This is a genomic window from Mycobacterium sp. E740, assembly GCF_001672895.1.
Classification (GTDB): Bacteria; Actinomycetota; Actinomycetes; order Mycobacteriales; family Mycobacteriaceae; genus Mycobacterium.
This window is the reverse complement of the sequence record NZ_LZKP01000111.1, coordinates 1-19,071: the sequence shown is the minus strand read 5'-3', so window position 1 is coordinate 19,071 and position 19,071 is coordinate 1. Positions and strand designations below refer to the sequence as shown.

General features: G+C 68.5%; 16 protein-coding genes, 1 pseudogene and 1 riboswitch. Of the genes and pseudogenes, 4 read left to right on the top strand and 13 right to left on the bottom strand.

All coding sequences use genetic code 11. The annotated features are described in order from the left end of the window. The coding region (locus tag A5663_RS23535) for a CNNM domain-containing protein (RefSeq protein ID WP_231976752.1) at nucleotides 1-205 on the bottom strand (205 nt) is incomplete at its 3' end. Here A5663_RS23535 and A5663_RS10705 point away from each other — a divergent pair. The 4 genes and pseudogenes from A5663_RS10705 to A5663_RS10690 form a co-directional block, all read left to right on the top strand. Beyond that, nucleotides 167-1,006: pseudogene (locus A5663_RS10705) on the top strand (CNNM domain-containing protein); the annotation flags it as partial. The gene A5663_RS23535 and the pseudogene A5663_RS10705 sit on opposite strands and share 39 nt — an antisense overlap. Next, nucleotides 999-1,862: a 3-methyladenine DNA glycosylase gene (locus A5663_RS10700; RefSeq protein WP_068147915.1), complete on the top strand. Its 864-nt coding sequence runs from the start codon at nucleotides 999-1,001 to the stop codon at nucleotides 1,860-1,862. The pseudogene A5663_RS10705 and the gene A5663_RS10700, both read left to right, overlap by 8 nt. Nucleotides 1,863-1,909: 47 nt before the next feature. Next, entirely contained in the window at nucleotides 1,910-4,117 is a 2,208-nt protein-coding gene (locus A5663_RS10695) for a malate synthase G (protein WP_068147923.1), read from the top strand. Nucleotides 4,118-4,153: 36 nt separating this feature from the next. Then, nucleotides 4,154-6,004: a substrate-binding domain-containing protein gene (locus A5663_RS10690; RefSeq protein WP_068147913.1), complete on the top strand. Its 1,851-nt coding sequence runs from the start codon at nucleotides 4,154-4,156 to the stop codon at nucleotides 6,002-6,004. Between the two features lie 33 nt (nucleotides 6,005-6,037). On the opposite strand, the gene gcvP is transcribed toward A5663_RS10690, so the two are convergent. The 12 genes from gcvP to A5663_RS10630 form a co-directional block, all read right to left on the bottom strand. After that, nucleotides 6,038-8,905, bottom strand: a complete 2,868-nt coding sequence (gcvP, locus tag A5663_RS10685; protein WP_197503363.1) for an aminomethyl-transferring glycine dehydrogenase — start codon at nucleotides 8,903-8,905, stop codon at nucleotides 6,038-6,040. Nucleotides 8,906-9,048: 143 nt separating this feature from the next. Next, nucleotides 9,049-9,146, bottom strand: a riboswitch (glycine riboswitch). Between the two features lie 134 nt (nucleotides 9,147-9,280). Beyond that, nucleotides 9,281-9,916, bottom strand: a complete 636-nt coding sequence (locus A5663_RS10680) for a MerR family transcriptional regulator (RefSeq protein WP_068147910.1) — start codon at nucleotides 9,914-9,916, stop codon at nucleotides 9,281-9,283. 220 nt (nucleotides 9,917-10,136) lie between these two features. Next, nucleotides 10,137-10,631 (bottom strand): bifunctional nuclease family protein, encoded by a 495-nt coding sequence (locus tag A5663_RS10675; RefSeq protein ID WP_059098552.1) that lies wholly within the window; start codon nucleotides 10,629-10,631, stop codon nucleotides 10,137-10,139. Nucleotides 10,632-10,691: 60 nt separating this feature from the next. Beyond that, a complete protein-coding gene (locus A5663_RS10670; protein ID WP_068147907.1) occupies nucleotides 10,692-11,432 on the bottom strand; it encodes a MerR family transcriptional regulator in 741 nt (246 codons plus the stop codon). 31 nt (nucleotides 11,433-11,463) lie between these two features. Further along, nucleotides 11,464-11,943: a glycogen accumulation regulator GarA gene (garA, locus tag A5663_RS10665; protein WP_068147904.1), complete on the bottom strand. Its 480-nt coding sequence runs from the start codon at nucleotides 11,941-11,943 to the stop codon at nucleotides 11,464-11,466. Between the two features lie 131 nt (nucleotides 11,944-12,074). Beyond that, a complete protein-coding gene (gene gcvH, locus A5663_RS10660) occupies nucleotides 12,075-12,470 on the bottom strand; it encodes a glycine cleavage system protein GcvH (protein ID WP_068147901.1) in 396 nt (131 codons plus the stop codon). 21 nt (nucleotides 12,471-12,491) lie between these two features. Beyond that, nucleotides 12,492-13,283, bottom strand: coding sequence for a DUF881 domain-containing protein (locus A5663_RS10655; RefSeq protein WP_068147898.1), 792 nt, complete (start codon nucleotides 13,281-13,283; stop codon nucleotides 12,492-12,494). Nucleotides 13,284-13,285: 2 nt separating this feature from the next. Beyond that, on the bottom strand, nucleotides 13,286-13,618 hold the full coding sequence (locus tag A5663_RS10650; protein ID WP_068147896.1) for a small basic family protein: 333 nt from the start codon (nucleotides 13,616-13,618) through the stop codon (nucleotides 13,286-13,288). Nucleotides 13,619-13,639: 21 nt separating this feature from the next. Further along, nucleotides 13,640-14,554 carry a DUF881 domain-containing protein gene (locus tag A5663_RS10645; RefSeq protein ID WP_068147894.1) on the bottom strand — a complete coding sequence of 305 codons (915 nt, stop codon included), beginning with the start codon at nucleotides 14,552-14,554 and terminating at the stop codon, nucleotides 13,640-13,642. Then, on the bottom strand, nucleotides 14,551-15,177 hold the full coding sequence (locus A5663_RS10640) for a CDP-alcohol phosphatidyltransferase family protein (RefSeq protein WP_068147891.1): 627 nt from the start codon (nucleotides 15,175-15,177) through the stop codon (nucleotides 14,551-14,553). Before A5663_RS10640 ends, A5663_RS10645 begins: the two co-directional genes overlap by 4 nt. Nucleotides 15,178-15,186: 9 nt before the next feature. Then, nucleotides 15,187-17,511, bottom strand: a complete 2,325-nt coding sequence (gene secA2 / locus A5663_RS10635; RefSeq protein WP_068147888.1) for an accessory Sec system translocase SecA2 — start codon at nucleotides 17,509-17,511, stop codon at nucleotides 15,187-15,189. Between the two features lie 35 nt (nucleotides 17,512-17,546). Further along, nucleotides 17,547-19,071: acetolactate synthase (locus tag A5663_RS10630; RefSeq protein ID WP_068147884.1), on the bottom strand; the 1,525-nt coding region annotated here is incomplete at its 5' end.

Genomic DNA, 19,071 nt, shown 5'->3' with positions numbered 1-19,071 from the left:
ATCCGGAGACGCCGACGGCGTCGAACGGCTTCTCCAGCAGATGTGCCACCGCGGGCTCACCGACGCGGCCGAGCAGGATCGAGCAGATCGTGATGCCCAACTGCGCACCGGCCAGCATCAGCGACAGGCGCTCGCCCGCGCGGATCACCGCGACCGCGCTTTTCTTGCCCTGCTCGGCCGCGTCGGTGAGCCCGCGGTGGCACATCTGCTGGAGAAGCCGTTCGACGCCGTCGGCGTCTCCGACGCGCTGCTGCACACGGTGTCGTTCATCGTCGCGCTGGTCATCGTCGTGGTGCTGCACGTGCTGCTCGGCGAGATGGTGCCCAAGAACATCGCGATCGCCGGACCGGAGTCGGCGGCGATGCTGCTCATTCCGCCGTACCTGCTGTGGATCCGCCTGGCGCGGCCGCTGATCGCGTTCTACAACTGGTGCGCGAACGTCACGCTGCGGACGTTCCGCGTCGAGCCGAAAGACGAACTCGACGTCACGGTGTCGACGGTCGAGCTGTCCGAGATGATCGCCGAGTCGCTGTCCGAGGGCCTGCTCGACCCCGAAGAGCACGGCAGGCTCACCCGGGCGCTGCAGATCCGCGACCGCACGGTCAAAGACGTCGCATTCCCGCTGCGCGACATCAGGGCGGTGCCGGTGGCGCGCGAGGGCTCCGGGCCGACGGTCGGCGCGGTGGAGCAGGCGTTGGCCGAAACCGGCTATTCCCGCTTCCCGATCACCGACGCCGCAGGCACATACCTGGGCTATCTGCACATCAAGGACGTACTGGACTTCGTCGACGACCCCGATGCGGTGCTGGACTTGTCGATGGTGCGCCCCCTGCCCCTGGTCCCGTCGTCGCTGCCGCTGCCCGACGCGTTGTCGAGGCTGCGGCGCACCAACAGCCACCTGGCTCTGGTCACCGCGCCCGACGGCAGCGTGGCGGCGATGGTCGCGCTCGAGGACCTCGTCGAGGACCTGGTGGGCACCGTGCGCGACGGGACACACCGTGTCTGAGGTGGAACTGTCCGAGGACGACTGGACCGAGCGCGAACGCAGGCATCACGCGCGCGTCGACGACTTCCTGCGCACCCACCGCTCCGGCGAGCCGCACCCGGTCTGGGATTTCCTGTTCACCTACTACAGCCTGCGGCCCCGGCAGTTGCGGACGTGGCACCCAGGCTTCGGTGTCGCGCTGACCGGTGCCGCCGCACAGCGGTACCTGACCCGGACCGGATACGGACCCGAAGGCGACGCCGTGGCGGTCACCGATGCGTACCTGTCGTCCCGCCTCGACACCGTGCGGTTCGTCAGCCGGCTGCTGACGGCGACCGCGGCGCGCCCAGCGCGGCTGAACTGCTTCGGGCTGCACGAGTGGGCGATGGTGTACCGCGCGCCGACGGTGCGCCACGACCGTGTCCCGCTGCGGCTCGGCGCGGCCGGCACCGACGCGGTCGTCGACTCGATGCCGTTGCGCTGCAGCCACTTCGACGCGTTTCGGTTCTTCACCGAGCCGGCCGCGCGGCGCAACGGCGAACAGCTCACCCGGGGAAGCCAGGTCGCCGCCGAACAGCCGGGCTGCCTGCACGCCGCAATGGACCTCTACAAGTGGTCGTTCAAGCTCGGTCCGTTGGTGAACGCCGAACTGGTGATGGACTGTCTGGAACTTGCCGCTGATGCCCGTGAACTGGACATGCGGGCCAGCCCCTATGATCTCCGCGACTACGGATTCGACCCGATCGCGATCGAGACAGCGGCCGGTCGCGCCGAATACGCCCGGGTTCAGCAGGAAGTCGCTGAGCGGGCCGCGCCGCTGCGGGCCGCCCTGGCCGACCGGTGTGACCTGCTGTGCAGGACCGCGGCCCGCGTCTAGCGCCAGTTACCGGTGGGTAAGCTGGATCGACAGTCAAGGGAGGAATGATGACCGATCGCGTGACGGTTGGGAACCTGCGCGTGGCCCAGGTGTTGTACGACTTCGTCAACAACGAGGCCTTGCCGGGAACCGGCATCGACCCCGACACCTTCTGGTCCGGGGCGGACAAGGTCGTCGCCGACCTGACGCCGAAGAACGAGGAGCTGCTGGCCAGGCGCGACGAGCTGCAGGCACGCATCGACAAGTGGCACCGGCAACGGGTGATCGAGCCGCTCGACGCCGACGCCTACAAGGAGTTCCTCACCGAGATCGGCTACCTGCTTCCGGAGCCCGACGACTTCACGATCACCACCGCGGGCGTCGACGACGAGATCACCACGACCGCGGGTCCTCAGCTGGTCGTGCCGATCCTCAACGCCCGCTTCGCGCTCAACGCCGCGAACGCCCGGTGGGGCTCGCTCTACGACGCGCTGTACGGCACCGACGTGATCCCCGAGGACGACGGCGCGGAGAAGGGCGGCAGCTACAACAAAGTCCGCGGCGACAAGGTCATCGCCTACGCCCGCGGCTTCCTCGACCGCGCCGTGCCGCTGGCGTCGGGCTCCTGGAGCGACGCGACCGGGCTGCGGATCGACGACGCTGCGCTGCTCGTCGACCTCGGCGACGGGAACTCTGTGGGCCTCGCCGAACCCGAGCAGTTCGTCGGCTACACCGGTGAACTCGGCTCCCCGCAATGGTCGGTGCTGCTGCGCAACAACGGCCTGCACATCGAGGTCCTCGTCGACCCGGACTCGCCCGTCGGCTCCACCGACGCCGCGGGCATCAAGGACGTCCTGATGGAGTCGGCGATCACCACGATCATGGACTTCGAGGACTCGGTCGCCGCCGTCGACGCCGAGGACAAGGTGCTCGGCTACCGCAACTGGCTCGGCCTCAACCGCGGCGACCTCACCGAAGAGGTGACCAAAGCCGGCGAGACCTTCACCCGCAAGCTCAACGAGGACCGCACCTACACCACCCCGGACGGCGAGGGTGAGCTGACGCTGCCCGGCCGCAGCCTGCTGTTCGTGCGCAACGTCGGTCACCTGATGACCAGCGACGCGATCGTGTTCGACGACAACGGCGCCGACGGTAAAGAGGTGTTCGAGGGCATCCAGGACGCACTGTTCACCAGCCTGATCGCGGTCCACGGACTGAAATCCGGCGACGACAACGGCCCGCTCGTGAACAGCCGGACCGGCTCGGTGTACATCGTCAAGCCGAAGATGCACGGCCCGGACGAGGTGGCCTACACCGTCGAGCTGTTCAGCCGCGTCGAGGACGTACTCGGCCTGCCCGCCAACACGCTCAAGGTCGGCATCATGGACGAGGAGCGGCGCACCACGGTCAACCTGAAGGCGTGCATCAGGGCCGCCGCAGACCGCGTGGTGTTCATCAACACCGGCTTCCTCGACCGCACCGGCGACGAGATCCACACCTCACTGGAGGCCGGCCCGATGATCCGCAAGGGCGCGATGAAGAGCACCCAGTGGATCCAGGCCTACGAGGACCAGAACGTCGACATCGGCCTGGCCACCGGCTTCACCGGCAAGGCCCAGATCGGCAAGGGCATGTGGGCGATGACCGACCTGATGGCCGACATGGTCGAACAGAAGATCGGCCAGCCGAAGGCCGGCGCCACCACCGCCTGGGTGCCGTCGCCGACGGCGGCCACCCTGCACGCGATGCACTACCACGAGGTCGACGTCTTCGAGGTGCAAAAGGAGCTCGAAGGCAAAAAGCGCACCAGCGTCGACCAGCTGTTGGCCGTTCCGCTGGCCAAGGAGCTGGCATGGGCGCCGGAGGAGATCCGCGAGGAAGTCGACAACAACTGCCAGTCGATCCTCGGCTACGTGGTGCGCTGGATCGACGCCGGTGTCGGCTGCTCGAAGGTGCCAGACATCCACAACGTGGCGTTGATGGAAGACCGTGCCACGCTTCGAATTTCGAGTCAGCTTCTGGCGAACTGGTTGCGCCACGGCGTGATCACGCCCGACGACGTCGTGGCCAGCCTCAAGCGGATGGCCTCCGTCGTGGACAAGCAGAACGAGCAGGATCCCGAATTCAAGCCGATGGCAACGGATCCCGACAGCAGCATCGCGTTCCAGGCCGCGCAGGAGTTGATCCTCTCGGGCGCCGAGCAACCGAACGGCTACACCGAGCCGATTCTGCATCGGCGCCGCCGCGAATATAAGGCCGCAAACAACGGTGCGTGATTTCGTGACCGGTCGACGACGCGGGTAAGGGCGGAAGTGGGCAGGCACAGCAAACCGGATCCCGAAGATTCGGCAGGCCGGGACTTCGGGGAGCAGTACGACGACGACGCCCGATCGGGCCCGCAACACGGCGGCGACTGGGAGGGCGGTGAGTGGACCGGCAGCCACCGGGCGGTGACGCCCGGTAGGCGCGGCGTCAGCGTCGGCGTCATCGCCGCGCTCGTCGCGGTCGTCGTCCTCGTGGGCGCCGTCATCCTGTGGCGCTTCTTCGGTGACGCGCTGTCCGACCGCAGCACCCAGGCCGCCGCGCGCTGTGTCGACGGCGACCTGGCGGTCGCGGTGGTCGCCGACCCGGCCATCGCCGACCAGATCCAGACCCTCGCCAACCGCTACAACGACACCGCCGACCCCGTCGCCGACCGGTGCGTCAAGATCGGCGTCAAACCGGCCGAGTCCGACCAGGTGGTCAACGGGTTCATCGGAACCTGGCCCGCCGAGCTCGGTGACCGGCCGGCGCTGTGGATCCCGGGCAGTTCGGTGTCCGCCGCCCGTCTCGAGGCCGCGACGGGCGCACAGACGATCATCGACAGTCGGTCCCTGGTCACCTCGCCGGTGTTGTTGGCGGTGCGCCCGGAACTGAAGAGCGCTCTGGCGCAACAGAACTGGTCGACGCTGCCGGGGCTGCAGACCAATCCGACGTCGTTGGAGGGGCTGAACCTGCCGGGCTGGGGCTCGTTGCGTCTGGCGCTGCCGTTGAGCGGCGGCAGCGATGCGTCCTATCTCGCCGCTGAGGCAGTGGCGGCGGCTTCGGCGCCGGCCGGTTCGCCGCCGAGCGACGGCACCCGCGCGGTGAACACACTGGTCGCAGGTCAGCCGCAACTGCCGGACAAGAAGACCTCGACCGCGATGGACGCGCTGATCAAGGCGAGTGATCCGGCCGCCGCACCGGTGCACGCCGTCGTCGTCACCGAACAGCAGTTGTATCAGCGCGGCGCCGGGTTGCCGGACGCCCGCAAGACGATAGCCGGGTGGCTGCCCCCGGGCCCGGCCGCCGTGGCCGATTTCCCGACCGTGCTGCTGTCGGGCAACAAGCTGTCACAGGAACAGAAGAGCGCGGCCAGCGAATTCGCCCGCTTCATGCGCAAACCCGAGCAGTTGGCGGAACTGGCCAACGCCGGTTTCCGTGCCGACGGTGTGCAGCCGCCGGACAGTGATGTCACCGACTTCGCTGCGGTGCCGGCGGCATTGTCGGTCGGCGACAACCAGATGCGCGCGACGCTGGCCAACGCGCTGACGGCCCCGGCGGTGAACCCGGCGGTGACGATCATGCTCGACCAGTCGATGCCCGCCGACGAGGGCGGCAGGTCCCGGCTGCAGAACGTCGTCGCAGCGCTGACCGCGCGGCTGCAGGCATTGCCGGCGTCGTCGACGGTCGGGCTGTGGACGTTCGACGGCACCGAGGGCCGCTCCGAGGTGAGCACCGGAACGCTGTCCGATCAGCTCAACGGCCAGCCGCGTTCGGCGGTGCTGGCGTCGGCGCTGAACGCGCAGACCGCATCGGGCGGCGGCGCAGTCTCCTTCACCACGCTGCGGCTCGTGTACACCGAGGCTATGGCGAATTACCGTGCTGGACAACAGAATTCGGTTCTGGTGATCACAACTGGCCCGCATACCGACCAGAGCCTGGGCAGCGACGGTCTGCAGCAGTACATCCGGGGCGCGTTCGACCGGGCGCGGCCCGTGGCCGTCAACGTGATCGACTTCGGCGGCGACTCCGATCGCCAAACCTGGGAAGCCGTCACGCAGGCCACCGGGGGCAGCTACCAGAACCTCCCGAGCTCGGCCGGCCCCGAGCTGACGGCGGCGATCACCAAGTTCCTCGGTTAAGTTCTCGGCTCGTTTCTCGCCGTTCGGTGGAACCTAGGCGAAGGCTTCCACGGGCGGGCACGAGCACACCAGGTTGCGGTCACCGTAGGCGCCGTCGATGCGACGCACCGGCGGCCACACCTTAGGCCGGAAGCTCTTGCCCAGCGGATAAGCCGCCTGCTCGCGGGTGTAGGGGTGGTCCCAGTCGCTGACCAGCAGGCACTCCGCGGTGTGCGGGGCGCCGCGCAACGGGTTGTCATCGACCGGCCACACACCCGATCCGACCTTGTCGATCTCGGCCCGGATCGAGATCATCGCGTCGCAGAACGCGTCGATCTCGGCGAGGCTCTCGCTCTCGGTGGGCTCGACCATCAGCGTGCCCGCGACCGGGAAGCTCATCGTGGGTGCGTGGAAGCCGTAGTCCGCCAACCGTTTCGCCACATCGTCGACGGTGACGCCGGTCTGCTTGGTGATCGCGCGCAGGTCCAGGATGCACTCGTGGGCGACCATCCCGTTCTCGCCGGTGTAGAGCACCGGGTAGTACTCGTCCAGCCGGTGCGCGATGTAGTTCGCCGACGCGATCGCGGTCAGCGACGCCGCCCGCAACCCCTCGGCCCCCATCATCCGGATGTAGGCCCACGTGATCGGCAGGATGGATGCCGACCCGTACGGTGCCGCCGAAACCGCGTGCTGCTCGGGTAGTTCGGCGGCCAGCGGATGGCCGGGCAGATACGGCGCCAGGTGCGCGCGCACCGCGACGGGCCCGACCCCCGGTCCCCCGCCGCCGTGCGGGATGCAGAACGTCTTGTGCAGGTTGAGGTGGCTGACGTCACCGCCGAACTGCCCGGGCCGCGCCAGGCCGACGAGCGCGTTGAGGTTGGCGCCGTCGACATACACCTGGCCGCCGACGTCGTGCACGGCCGCGCAGATGTCGGCGATGTCGTGTTCGTAGACGCCGTGGGTGGACGGATACGTGATCATCAACGCGGACAACCGATCCGCGTGTTCGGTGACCTTCGCGCGCAGGTCGTCGAGATCGACGTCGCCGTTGTCTCGGCACGCCACCACCACGACCCGCATCCCCGCCAGGGCGGCCGATGCCGCATTGGTGCCGTGTGCGCTCGACGGGATCAGGCAGACGTCGCGGCCGGGCTCACCGCGCTCGGCGTGATAGGCCTGGATTGCGAGCAGGCCCGCGTACTCTCCCTGCGAACCGGCGTTGGGCTGCACCGACACGGCGTCGTAGCCGGTGATGTCGATCAGCCACTGCTCCACATCGGCGATCAGCTTGCGCAGCCCCGGGGTGTCCGAGGCAGGCGCGAACGGATGCTGACGGCCGAACTCCGGCCACGTGATCGGCTCCATCTCGGCGGCCGCGTTCAGCTTCATCGTGCAGGATCCGAGCGGAATCATGCTGCGGTCCAACGCAATGTCTTTGTCGGCGAGCGACCGCAGGTAGCGCATCATCTCTGTTTCGGTGCGGTACCGCGTGAACGCCGGGTGGGTGAGGAATTGCGACGTCCGCCTCGCCAGACGCGGGCCGTCGAACGCCGAGTCCACCGGCGCCGCACCGAACGCCGCCAGCACCGCCGTCACGTGCGCTGCGGTGGTGGCCTCGTCGCACGACACCGACACGTGGTCGTCGTCGACGAGCCACACGTTGATTCCGCGCGCCTTGGCCGCGTCCCGCACCGTCGACGCGCGGCCGGACACCCGGGCCAGCACCGTGTCGAAGAACCCACGGTGCACCACGTCGACGCTGGCCGCGCTCAGTGCGGCGGCCAGCGTTCGGGCCCGCTCGTGTACGCGGGCGGCGATGCCGGCGAGCCCGTCGGCGCCGTGATAGCTCGCATACATCGCGGCCATCACCGCCAGGAGCACCTGCGCGGTGCAGATGTTGCTCGTCGCCTTGTCGCGGCGGATGTGCTGTTCGCGGGTCTGCAGCGCCAAGCGGTATGCCGGCGCGCCGTCGGCGTCTAGCGACACCCCGACCAGGCGCCCGGGCAGCTGCCGGGCGTGCTTGGCGTGCACGGCCAGGTAACCGGCGTGCGGACCGCCGAATCCCATTGGCACACCGAATCTTTGGGTGCTACCGAAGGCGACGTCCGCGCCGATCTCTCCGGGCGGCGGGATCAGCGTCAGGGCCAGCAGGTCGGCGCCGACAGCGACCAGCGCGCCACGCTCGTGTGCTTCGTCGACCAGCCGGCTCCAGTCGGTGACGCATCCGCTGGCCCCGGGCAGCTGCACGACGACGCCGAAGAAGTCACCGTCGGGAAGCCCCTGGGTGAGGTCGGCGGTGACGATCTCGATGCCCAGCGGCTCGGCACGGGTCGCCAGCACCGCGGCGGTCTGCCGATAGAGGTCGCTGTCCACGGCCAGCCGCTGCGACGGGCCGCGCGACGCCCGGTGCATCAGCGTCATCGCCTCGGCGGCGGCGGTTCCCTCGTCGAGCATGGACGCGTTGGCGACCTCGAGGCCGGTCAGGTCGGTCACCACCGTCTGGAAGTTCAGCAGCGCCTCGAGGCGGCCCTGGCTGATCTCGGGCTGATACGGCGTGTACGCGGTGTACCAGGCCGGATTCTCGAGGATGTTGCGGCGCAACACCGGAGGCGTCAGCGTGTCGAAGTAGCCCTGGCCGATCATCGACACGGCCACGGTGTTGACCTCGGCCAGCGAACGCAGTTCGGCCAGCGCCTCCTCTTCGGTGGCGGGTGCGGGCAGCTGGTCCAGGCCCGGCGCCAGGCCGTCGGCCGAGAGCGGGTCGAGAATGCCTGACGGCAGCGCCTTCTCGGCGAGTTCGTCGAGCGACGCCACGCCGATGGTCTTCAGCATCGCGGCCACCGCGTCGGCATCCGGGCCGATGTGTCGGTCGGCGAAGTTGGGCTGGTGATGATCGAACACTCGGCGATGCTCCAGTCGCATAGAGAAACCGTGCGGGTTCCTCTCCCTCTGTCGTCGACCCGAACCGGGTGCCTGAGAGATTCAGCGCTTCCGCAGTGCGGGTGACGCCTTTCCCCATGGGCGGGTAAGCACCCAATAGGGCTTACCGCTTTCCAGAGGCATCGGGGCCCAGCGCGGTCCGGGGGCCTGAGAGGTTGACGGAGAGGTGTTGCTCCTTCGGCGTCCGTGACTGGCCGTCACGGAACTCTCCCGCACCGGGGCGATGCGCCGCCGATTCTACCGGTGCTCAGCTGTCCCGCGCGACCGCCGGTCGGCAGTTCTGCCCCACGAGCGACCGTGTCTGCCCGCGACACGCCGCGCAAAAGTGGCAGTTTGAGGTCGCTCGCGGAAGAGGAGTCAGCCGATCTTGCGGTCGCGGTGCTTACGCCGCGAAGCCAGCTCGTCCTCGGGCGCAGCGATCGACTCGCCGCCGTCGGCCCGCTCGCCCGGGAAATCGGCGATCGCGCCGGTCAACTCGCGCATGGCGCCCGAAACGGCGATGCCGAACACGCCCTGACCGCCCTGCAGCAGGTCGACCACTTCCTCGGCCGACGTGCACTCGTAGACAGTGGTGCCGTCGGAGAACAGCGTGATGTTGGCCAGATCGCGAACACCGCGCTGGCGCAGATGGTCGACGGCCACGCGGATGTTGTGCAGCGAGATGCCGGTATCGAGGAGCCGCTTGACGATCTTGAGGACGAGGATGTCCTTGAACGAGTACAGCCGCTGGCTGCCCGAGCCGGCCGCGCCGCGGATCGACGGCACGACGAGCGACGTGCGCGCCCAGTAGTCCAGTTGGCGGTAGGTGATGCCGGCGATCTGGCAGGCGCTGGGACCGCGGTAACCGACGAGTTCGTCGGGAACGGAGTCGTCCGGGAAGAGGCCGGCCTGGACGGGCTCTGCCGTCGGCTGCACGGCGGTGGTCAGTTCCGAATCCGCGGGGGCGCTAGCACCAGTGAGATCCAGCTGCTCCTGACGTGGCGTGTCTCCCACTTGTAGATTCCTCTCGCCGATCGAACCCGCGTGTGTGACCTGCGTGGGCGCACAGTTTGCCGAGCCCGAGTGTGTCGAGCATACGCTTTGCGCCGTGCCTTCGACTGCCCATCAGTGGTCCGGCCACCAAAGTATGGCTGCCCGGATCGCCGATGGAGAAAACGCGCACCGCGTGTCGAAGCGACGAGACGTTTCCGTGACAAACCAACAGCAGGTGCCGCTAGGTCGCCTTGAAGTCGTCCGGTGAGACGCTGTCGAGGAACTCCTTGAACTTCTCGACCTCGTCCTCGCGGACCGCTCCGGCTGCCTCGTCGTCGTTCTCGTCGGGGATGATCAGGCCGGCCTCCGCCAGCACCGCCTCCTCGACGTAGATCGGCACGCCGACCCGCAGCGCGATCGCCACCGAGTCCGACGGCCGCGCCGACACCTTGATGTCGCGGTCGAAGATCAGGTCGGCGTAGAAGGTGCCCTCCTGCAGGTCGACGATGCGCACCTCTTTGAGCGAATGACCAAGCGCGGCAATGACATCTCGGATCAGGTCGTGCGTCAGCGGCCGGGCCGGCTCGACTCCCTGCTGTTCGAGCGCGATCGCCGCCGCCTCCGACTGACCGATCCAGATCGGCAGATAGCGGTCGCCGTTCGACTCCCTGAGCAGTAAGACCGGCTGGTTCTGCGGCTGCTCCACGCGAATGCCGACCACACGAACCTCACCCATCTGCGTCTGCCCTCCGCACCGAAGAAGCCAGCCTGAAAGTCACCGTTTCGAGTCTAATCCTCAGCGGTCCAATACGTCGCGCACCGCGGACTTGATCAGCGACGTGTGCAAGGTGATCGCCAGCGCGGCCACCTCGCGTGCCAGATCGTCGGCGCGGTCACGGGCGCCGGCCTTGTTCGCCTTGACCACCGGCCCGGCGATCTGGGCGATCAGATCGGACTGCCGGTCGGCCGCCGAGCGGAAAGCCCGCAGATGCCGCGGCTCGACGCCGTAGTCGGCCAGCGCACGCGCACATTGGGCGATCGTCACCGAATGCTCGTCGAAGAAGCCCCCCGCGCCGACGGTGATGATCCCGGCCTTCACCAGCGCGCCCAGCAGTTCGACGTCGACACCCGAGCGGGCCAGCAAATCCTCCCGCGACAGCCGCACCTGCGTCGGCGCCACCGCCGAGAATCCTGCCGCGTCGGCACTCCCGTTCCCCGGGACCGGCACCAGACGCGGTACGCCGTACGCGGATCCGGTCTGGGGCAGCTCACCGTCGGGCTGCGCGTCGAGTTGGGCCTTGATCACCTTCAGCGGCAGGTACTGGTCACGCTGGGCGCTGAGGATGAACCGCAGCCGTGCGCAGTCGTAGGCGGTGAACCGCCGATAACCCGACGCGGTGCGCTCAGGGGCGATCAGCCCTTCGTTCTCCAGGAACCGGATCTTGGAGATGGTCACGTCCGGGAAGTCCGGTCGCAGCAGATCGAGGACCGCTCCGATCGAAATCCCAGTGAGCGCGGGAGTGTCGGGGGCTGTCATCGCTACTCTTCGCGCATGCGCTCATCGACCACTAGTTGGCCTGACCGCCGTCGTCGCTCTTCGGTCCGGTGAGAAACACCAGCCGGAACTTGCCGATCTGCACCTCGTCGCCGTTGGCGAGCACCGCCGAATCCACCGGTTCCCGGTTGACGTAGGTGCCGTTCAGGCTGCCGACGTCGACCACCTGGAACTCGCTGCCCTCCAGCCGGAACTCGGCGTGCCGACGGCTCACCGTGACGTCGTCGAGGAAGATGTCGCTGTCCGGATGCCGACCGGCCGACGTCGTGGGCTGGTCGAGCAGGAACCGGGAGCCCGCATTCGGCCCGCGCTTGACGACCAGCAGCGCTGAGCCGGCCGGCAGCCCTTCGACGCCCGAGACGGCCCCCTCGGTGCCCGCCGACGCCGGGGCGTCCAGTTCGTTGAGGAAGTCGGCGCGGAAGACCGAGGTCGTTTCCACGGTGACTTCGTCAGACGTCTGGTCGGTCCCAGAATTCCGGTCGTTTTCCGTCACCCGCTGCTCCTAACTGGCTGCTGTGGCGATACCGCGCCTGATGTTGACCGTACCGCGCAGTGGACGTGATTGTGCCCACCACCGCCGGATCCGCCCTAGTTGGCGTCCGGTTGCAAGACCCTAACAACCCGTCATTCGGTCACCGTGTCGCGGTAGCCGTCGGCGTCCAGCAATCCTGAGAGCGCGTCCGCCAGGGAACCGGCCTCCGCCTGCAGCTCGACCAGCCAACCCTCGCCGTAGGGGTCGGAGTTCACCAGCTGCGGGCTGGCCTCCAGATCACCGTTGACCGCAACCACTTTCGCGCTGAGCGGCGCGTACAGGTCCGACACCGACTTGGTGGACTCCACCTCGCCGAAGGAATCGCCGGCTGTCACGTCGCTGCCCACCTCGGGCAGTTGGACGAAGACGACGTCACCGAGAGCGGACTGCGCATAGTCGGTGATGCCGACCCGCACGGTGTCGTCGCCGGTGCGCAGCACCCACTCGTGTTCGGTGGTGTAGTGCAGGTCGGCTGGGATTTCGCTCACGGCGCTCCTCGTTTTTGAGCCTCATTTGACCGGCTGAGCGTATTGGCGCTGTTTCGGTTGCCGCAAGGCGGTCACGTCGACCCGCTCCGACTGCTGCACAGTCATCGTGCCGCCGACGCGTTTGACGCTGTCCATGGCGCCGCCGGGAATCGTCATCGCGGCCGCGAGAGTGGGCGGATCCCCAATGGCCACAACGGAATACGGCGGTCTGATCGTTGCATTGTCGACCACCAGCACGCCGGGGCTGCCGACCACCCAGGTGTCGACGCCGACGCGCACCGACGTCGGTTGGCCGGGTTCTGGGCCGCGGATCTCCATCGCCTCGGCACCGGCGTTGCGCAGTTCGTTGATCACGTCGAGCAGGGTCTCGGCCGGAACGCCTGGCGCTGTGTCGGTGATCGCCAGGGTCACGCCCGGCCCCGTCGCGGGCACGGTGCCGATGAGGATGGACAGGGCCGCCAGTCGTGCCTGGGCGTTCTCGATGGCCGTCTGATCGCTGCTGCCGGAGGCCTGCAACTGCGCCAGCGTGCGTTGCAGGTCGCCCACTTCGGTGTTCAGCGCGGCCTCCCGCTGCTGCAGCGAGTCCAACAGCACCAGCAGATCGGCCGGCCGGGCGCTGTCCAGGGCGTCGCCGGACTCGTTCTGCCGTACCTGGGTGACGATCCCGATGCCGAGCACGACGCACAGCAGAACTGCCAGGGCACCGAACACCAGCTGCGAACGGCCGCGGCGCACCGCCCCCGTGGCGTCGGGCGGCAGTTCGTGCCGGCCGTGCTGCTCGGGTTCGGCGTGCTGCGGTTCGTGCTCGGCCATGACTATGCGCCGAAAAGCCTGCGGCGCAACGCGGCCGCGTTCCCGAAGATCCGGATTCCGAGCACGACGATGATCGCGGTCGACAGCTGCGTCCCCACGCCCAGTTGATCACCCACATAGACGATGAGCGCGGCGACCAGCACGTTGAACACGAACGACACCACGAAGACCTTCGAGTCGAAAATGCGCTCCAGATACGCGCGCAGCCCGCCGAAGACGGCGTCGAGCGCCGCGACGACCGCGATCGGCAGATACGGCTGGACGAACTCCGGCACGTCGGGATGGAACACCAACCCGAGCACGATGCCGACGACCAGTGCGGCGATTCCGATCATGTGTCTGACTTCATCTGTGCGCTACGGCCCGATCTGTTTGGCGAAGTTGATCTCTCGGACGGAACCGGCCGGCAGTTGCAGTTCCTCGTCGGCGCTCACGGTCACTCCGACGCCGTAGGAGGTCTCCAGCAGACGAAGGCGCTGCAGGCCGGGGCTACGGTCGAACACGTCTTTCATCGCGTGTGGCGGTCCGATCGCCAGGACGACGTATGGGCTGCTGATCGGTTGATTGTCGACCAGGATGCCGCCGCCCGCCTGCCGGATCGTCACATTCGGTCCGATCCGCACCCCGCCGACCGACAGCGCTTCGGCGCCGCTGACCCACAACGAGTTGACGACGAGTTGCAGATCTCGGTCGAGGATGACCTGCCGGCTGCCGGGCACCCGCTGCTTGGACACGTCGCTGAGGTTGGCCGAAGTGCCCGGATCGGTGACGGTGATCGTCAGCCCGGGGCCGATCACGCGCGTTGCCGCCGCGGCGAAGTCCGCCTCGTCCAGACGTTGGAGCAGTTGTTGGCCGCGCGCGTCGCCTTCGAGGTGGCTGCGCCGTTCGCTGGCGACGTCTGCGGCGAGGGTGTCGCGGCGGGCCGTGGCGGCGCTGGCCCGGGCTTCGGCCGTCCGCACGCTCTCGGCGAGCACCTGCTGGGTCTCGCGTACGCCGGGGGCGGTCGCCCGCGCCTGCGCCACCGCCATGGCGAACACCGCCACCAGCAGCAACGCACCGGCAAACTGCCACGTCCACGCCTGCCATCGGGGACGCTTCCGGCCGGCGGCTTTCGCCTCGGCGGCCGCCGCATAGCCGGGGTCGAGGTGATCGGTCAACAACGACCGCAGCAGCGAGGGCACCGGGATCAGCGTCGGCCGGTCCGCCTCGTGCGCGTTGCGGCCCGCTTGCGGGTCGTAGCCGCCGAGCGTGCTGCGGAAGCTCTGGGTCATCGCGAAACCTTCGGTAGCTGACGCAGCACCATGCCGACCTGCAGCAGGTACAGCAGAGCGGACCACAGGTACATCACAAAGCCCCAGATCAGGAACGCCCACCCGATGGCCAGCACCACCCGGCTCCATGTCGCGTCCCACTGCCCCAGCAGGATCAGCGGCAGCCCGGACATCAACGCGAACGTCGCGGCCTTGCCGATGTAGGTGACCGGCAGCGCGGTCAGGCCACGGCTGCGCAGCAGCGGCAGGGTGGCGGCCAGCACGGCGTCGCGGCCGATCAGCGTGAGCACGATCCACCACGGCAGTGAGCCGTGAACCGCCATGGCGACCGGTACGACGACCATGTAGATCCGGTCGACGGCGGGATCGAGCAACTCCCCCAGCCTCGAGGACTGGTTGTCGACCAGCCGCGCGATCTTGCCGTCGGCCCAGTCGGAGAAGCCGCTGAACATCAGCACAGCCACCGCCCAGGCGTTTTCGTGCGCCACCAGCAGCAGCCACAGGAAGACCGGTACGAGCACCAGCCGCAGCACGCTGAGCATGTTGGGCACGGTGAGCACCCGGTCGCGGGATTGGTCCGCGGCGTCCGGCGGTGTAGGCACCCGACCATGCGCCTCGGTCATGGGGTGAATCTAGCGGAATACGCCCGGCAGGCTCAGTGCCGACAGGGTGTCATCGGCGAGCGGGTTGTCGTGCACCATGTACGTCCACGTCGAGGTCGGGCGGGCCAGCTTGGAAAGGTCCACCCCGGGCTCGTCCTCGATCGACGGCGCGGTCTCGAAGGTCTGTTGGGCCGCCTCGATCGCATCGGCGGCCAGCGACGCGAACGCGTCGACCGCCATCCGGTGGAACTCGTCGATCGGCGTCTGGTTGCCCAGGGCCCGTAAATGGATGCTCTCCCGGATGTCGGCCAGATACGCCAGGTGGTCGGCCCAGCCCCGGTCGAGGTGGTAGAGCATGATGAGCCGGCAGATCTTCTCGAGCTTCTCCTCGCCGAGTTGCCCGACGACCTCCTCGTAGCGTTTCGGCGCCAGGTCTGCGAGCTCCTCGCGCGCGGTTGCGGTGCGCAACAAGGTGTTTCGACGTTCGACGATGATCGCGCGCTGCTGGGCGATCAGTTGGTTGTACCGCCAGTTGTTGGCGTGGACGTCGAGCATCCGGCCTTCTGCGATGCGCTGGGCGTGGTCGAGCAGGCTGGCCGCCTTGTGGCTCACGACGCGGCCATCCTCGTCGGTTTCCATCGGCAGCTTGTTGGGTTCGAGGTGCGCGGTGATGACGTCGTCCTCCCAGCTGGAGAAGAACACCGACGAACCGGGGTCTCCCTGGCGGCCCGCGCGCCCGCGCAGCTGGTTGTCGAGCCGCTCAGTGTGGTGACGGCCCGTGCCGATGACGTGCAGGCCGCCGAGCTCGGCAACCTGATCGTGGTCGGACTCGTCGGAGCCGCCGAGCCGGATGTCGGTGCCGCGGCCGGCCATCTGCGTCGACACTGTGACGCTGCCCAGCGTGCCGGCCTCGGCGATCACCGCGGCCTCCTCGGCGTCGTTCTTGGCGTTCAGCACGACCGCCGGAACTCCGGCCTTGACCAACTTCTCGTGCAGCTCTTCGGATTCCGCGACGTCGCGGGTGCCGACCAGCACCGGTTGGCGGGTCTCGTGAATCGCCTTGATGTGCTCGACGATCGCGTCATCCTTGGCGGCCGCCGTGACATACACCCGGTCGGTCTCGTCTTCGCGGACATTCGGCTTGTTGGGCTCGATCGGCGAGACGCCGAGCTTGTAGAACTGGCGCAACTGCTCCCCCGCGGCCAACGCGGTGCCGGTCATGCCGCACACGGTCTGGTAGCGGTTCACCAGCGCCTGCACCGTTATGGTGTCGAGCACCTCGCCGGTCTCGGTGGTCTCGATGCCTTCCTTGGCCTCGACCGCGGCCTGCAGCCCGTCGGGCCAGCGTTGCAGCTGGGCGATGCGGCCGCGCGAGGCGTTGATCAGGTGCACGGCGTCGTCGCGGACGATGTAGTGCACATCGCGCTGCAGCAGGACATGCGCGTGCAGCGCCACGTTGATCTCGGTCAGCGTGGTGGCGACGTGCTCCTCGGAGTACAGGTCGATGCCGCCGAGCTTGGCCTCCATCTTCTGCGCGCCGGTCTCGGTCAGGTGCACGTTGCGGCTGTCGGTGTCGGTGTCGAAATCCACTCCGGGGGTGAGTTCGCCTACCAGACGGATGATCTCGACCTTCGGCGTCTCGCGGTGTGTCGTGCCCGCGAGCACCAGCGGCACCAGCGCCTCGTCGACGAGCACCGAGTCGGCCTCGTCGATCAGCGCCACGTCGGGATTCGGGGACACCAGGTCGTCGACGTCGGTGACGAGCTGATCGCGCAGTACGTCGAACCCGATCTCGTTGACCGAGGCGTAGGTGACGTCGCATTTGTACGCAGCGCGGCGCTCGTCGGGCGTCGAGCTCTCGGTGATCCAGCCGACGGTCAGGCCCAGCGCCTCCAGCAGCGGACCCATCCACTCGGCGTCGCGGCGTGCCAGGTAGTCGTTGATCGTGATGACGTGGACGTGCCGACCGCCGAGGGCGTAACCGGCCGCGGCGATCGCCCCGGACAGGGTCTTTCCTTCACCGGTGGCCATCTCGACGACGTCGCCGGCAAGCATCCGCAACGCGCCGAGCAGCTGGACATCGAAAGGACGCAGCGTGGTGGTGCGCTCGGCGGCTTCCCTGGCGATGGCCAGGAACTGCGGGATGTCGGCCGACTCGGCGAGGTCGTCGAGGTTCAGCAGCTTGGTGGCCTTGCGCAGCTGTTCGTCATCGAGCGCTGCTGCCTTCTCGTCGAATTCCGACGCCGTGCGGACCTGCGCCATCGACTGCGCCTGGTCGCGGTCGGTGCTGGCGCCGAGCAGCTTCCAGAATCGATTGCTGACACGACCTGAAGTGCGGGTCTTCGTCTTCGCCACACCGCTACCGTACGCGTCCGCCCGTACGCCGATGGCTATGCGAGGTTCGATCTGCGGGGGTAGGCCACCGTCGGGTCGGTCAGCACGTTGACCACCGCCGGCAGGCACGAAGCGAACGCCCGGTCGAGGGCCGGCCGCAACTCGACCGGCGCGGACACCAGCTCGCCGTGCCCGCCCAACGCGGCCACCACCTCGTCGTACCGGGTACCAGGCCGGAGTTCGGCCACCACGGAGTAGCCGTACAGCATTTCCATCGGGTGCTTCTCGAGCGCCCAGATGCCGTTGTTTCCGATCACCGACACCACCTGAATTCCGTGGCGCACCAACGTATCCCACTCCATACCGGAGAACCCGAATGCGCCGTCGCCCTGCAACAGCACCACCTGCCGGTCCGGCCGGGCCAGTTTGGCGGCCAGTGCGTATCCCGGCCCCGAGCCGAGGCAGCCGAACGGGCCGCTGTCGAGCCACGCGCCGGGCACATAACTGTCGATGAGGCGGCCCGCGTACGACCCGAAGTCGCCGGCGTCGACCACCACGATCGCGTCGCGGTCGAGCATCGCGCTGAGTTCCGCGTAGACCCGCATCGGATGCAGCGGGGTGCGGTCGTCGCCGAGTTCGTCGGCTTCGGCGGCGCGTGCCCCGCTCTCCACTGCTCGCAGTCCCGCGATCCAGGCTTCCCGGTCGGGCGTGGCGCCGCCAGACAGCGCCGTCAAGCTGGCAGTGAGGTCGCCGTACAAGCCGGCGGCGACCGGTCGCTGAGCCGGCCGCTCGGGTGCGACGCGGTCGACGGTGATCAGCGCCGTCTCGGCCCCGAACACGGCTCCGAAGCCGAGCCGGAAGTCCATCGGCACCCCGACCACCAGGGCGACGTCGGCCTCTTTCAACGCCTTCGACCGCGCGCGGGAGAACGCGAGCTGATGGTCGGCGGGCACCGTGCCGCGGGCCATCCCGTTCATCAGCACCGGGATGCGCTGCGCCTCCGCCAGATTCAGCAGCGCAGCTTCGGCATGCCCCCACCAGACGTTCGTCCCCGCCATGATCACCGGTCGCCGGGCATCGGCCAGCAGCCGCGCCGCGACATCGACGGCGTCAGCGTCGGCAGGCACCGCCGCTGGCGGACTGCTCAGCGCTCCGGGCGCGCCACTGTCGAGGGCCTCGCTGAACACGTGGTCCATCGGGAAGTCGACGAACGCGACTCCAGACGGTGCGCCGACCGCGGCCCGCAGCGCGTCATCGACCAGTCCTGCGACGGCGTCCGGCGACTCCGCGGTGGCGGCGAACCGCGTCAAGGGCGCGACGAACGGGACATGGTCGATCTCCTGCAGGCTGCCCTGGCCCCACCGCATCGCCGGCGCGCGGCCGCCGAGGACGACCAACGGCGACTGGTTCTGCTGCGCGGCCGCCATGGCGCTCATGCCGTTCGTGACACCGGGGCCGGCGGTCAGGGCCGCGACGCCCGGCACCCGCGTGACCTTCGACCAGCCCTCGGCGGCGAACGCGGCCGTCTGCTCGTGGCGGGTGTCGATCAGCCTGATGTTCTCCGCGCGGCAGCCGTCGTAG

Coding starts and splice junctions, on each gene's coding strand:
- A5663_RS10695 (WP_068147923.1), top strand. CDS start 1,910: ATGACCGATCGCGTGACGGTTGGGAACCTGCGCGTGGCCCAGGTGTTG.
- gcvP (WP_197503363.1), bottom strand. CDS start 8,905: ATGCGACTGGAGCATCGCCGAGTGTTCGATCATCACCAGCCCAACTTC.
- A5663_RS10675 (WP_059098552.1), bottom strand. CDS start 10,631: ATGGGTGAGGTTCGTGTGGTCGGCATTCGCGTGGAGCAGCCGCAGAAC.
- A5663_RS10670 (WP_068147907.1), bottom strand. CDS start 11,432: ATGACAGCCCCCGACACTCCCGCGCTCACTGGGATTTCGATCGGAGCG.
- A5663_RS10655 (WP_068147898.1), bottom strand. CDS start 13,283: ATGGCCGAGCACGAACCGCAGCACGCCGAACCCGAGCAGCACGGCCGG.
- A5663_RS10650 (WP_068147896.1), bottom strand. CDS start 13,618: ATGATCGGAATCGCCGCACTGGTCGTCGGCATCGTGCTCGGGTTGGTG.
- A5663_RS10645 (WP_068147894.1), bottom strand. CDS start 14,554: ATGACCCAGAGCTTCCGCAGCACGCTCGGCGGCTACGACCCGCAAGCG.
- A5663_RS10640 (WP_068147891.1), bottom strand. CDS start 15,177: ATGACCGAGGCGCATGGTCGGGTGCCTACACCGCCGGACGCCGCGGAC.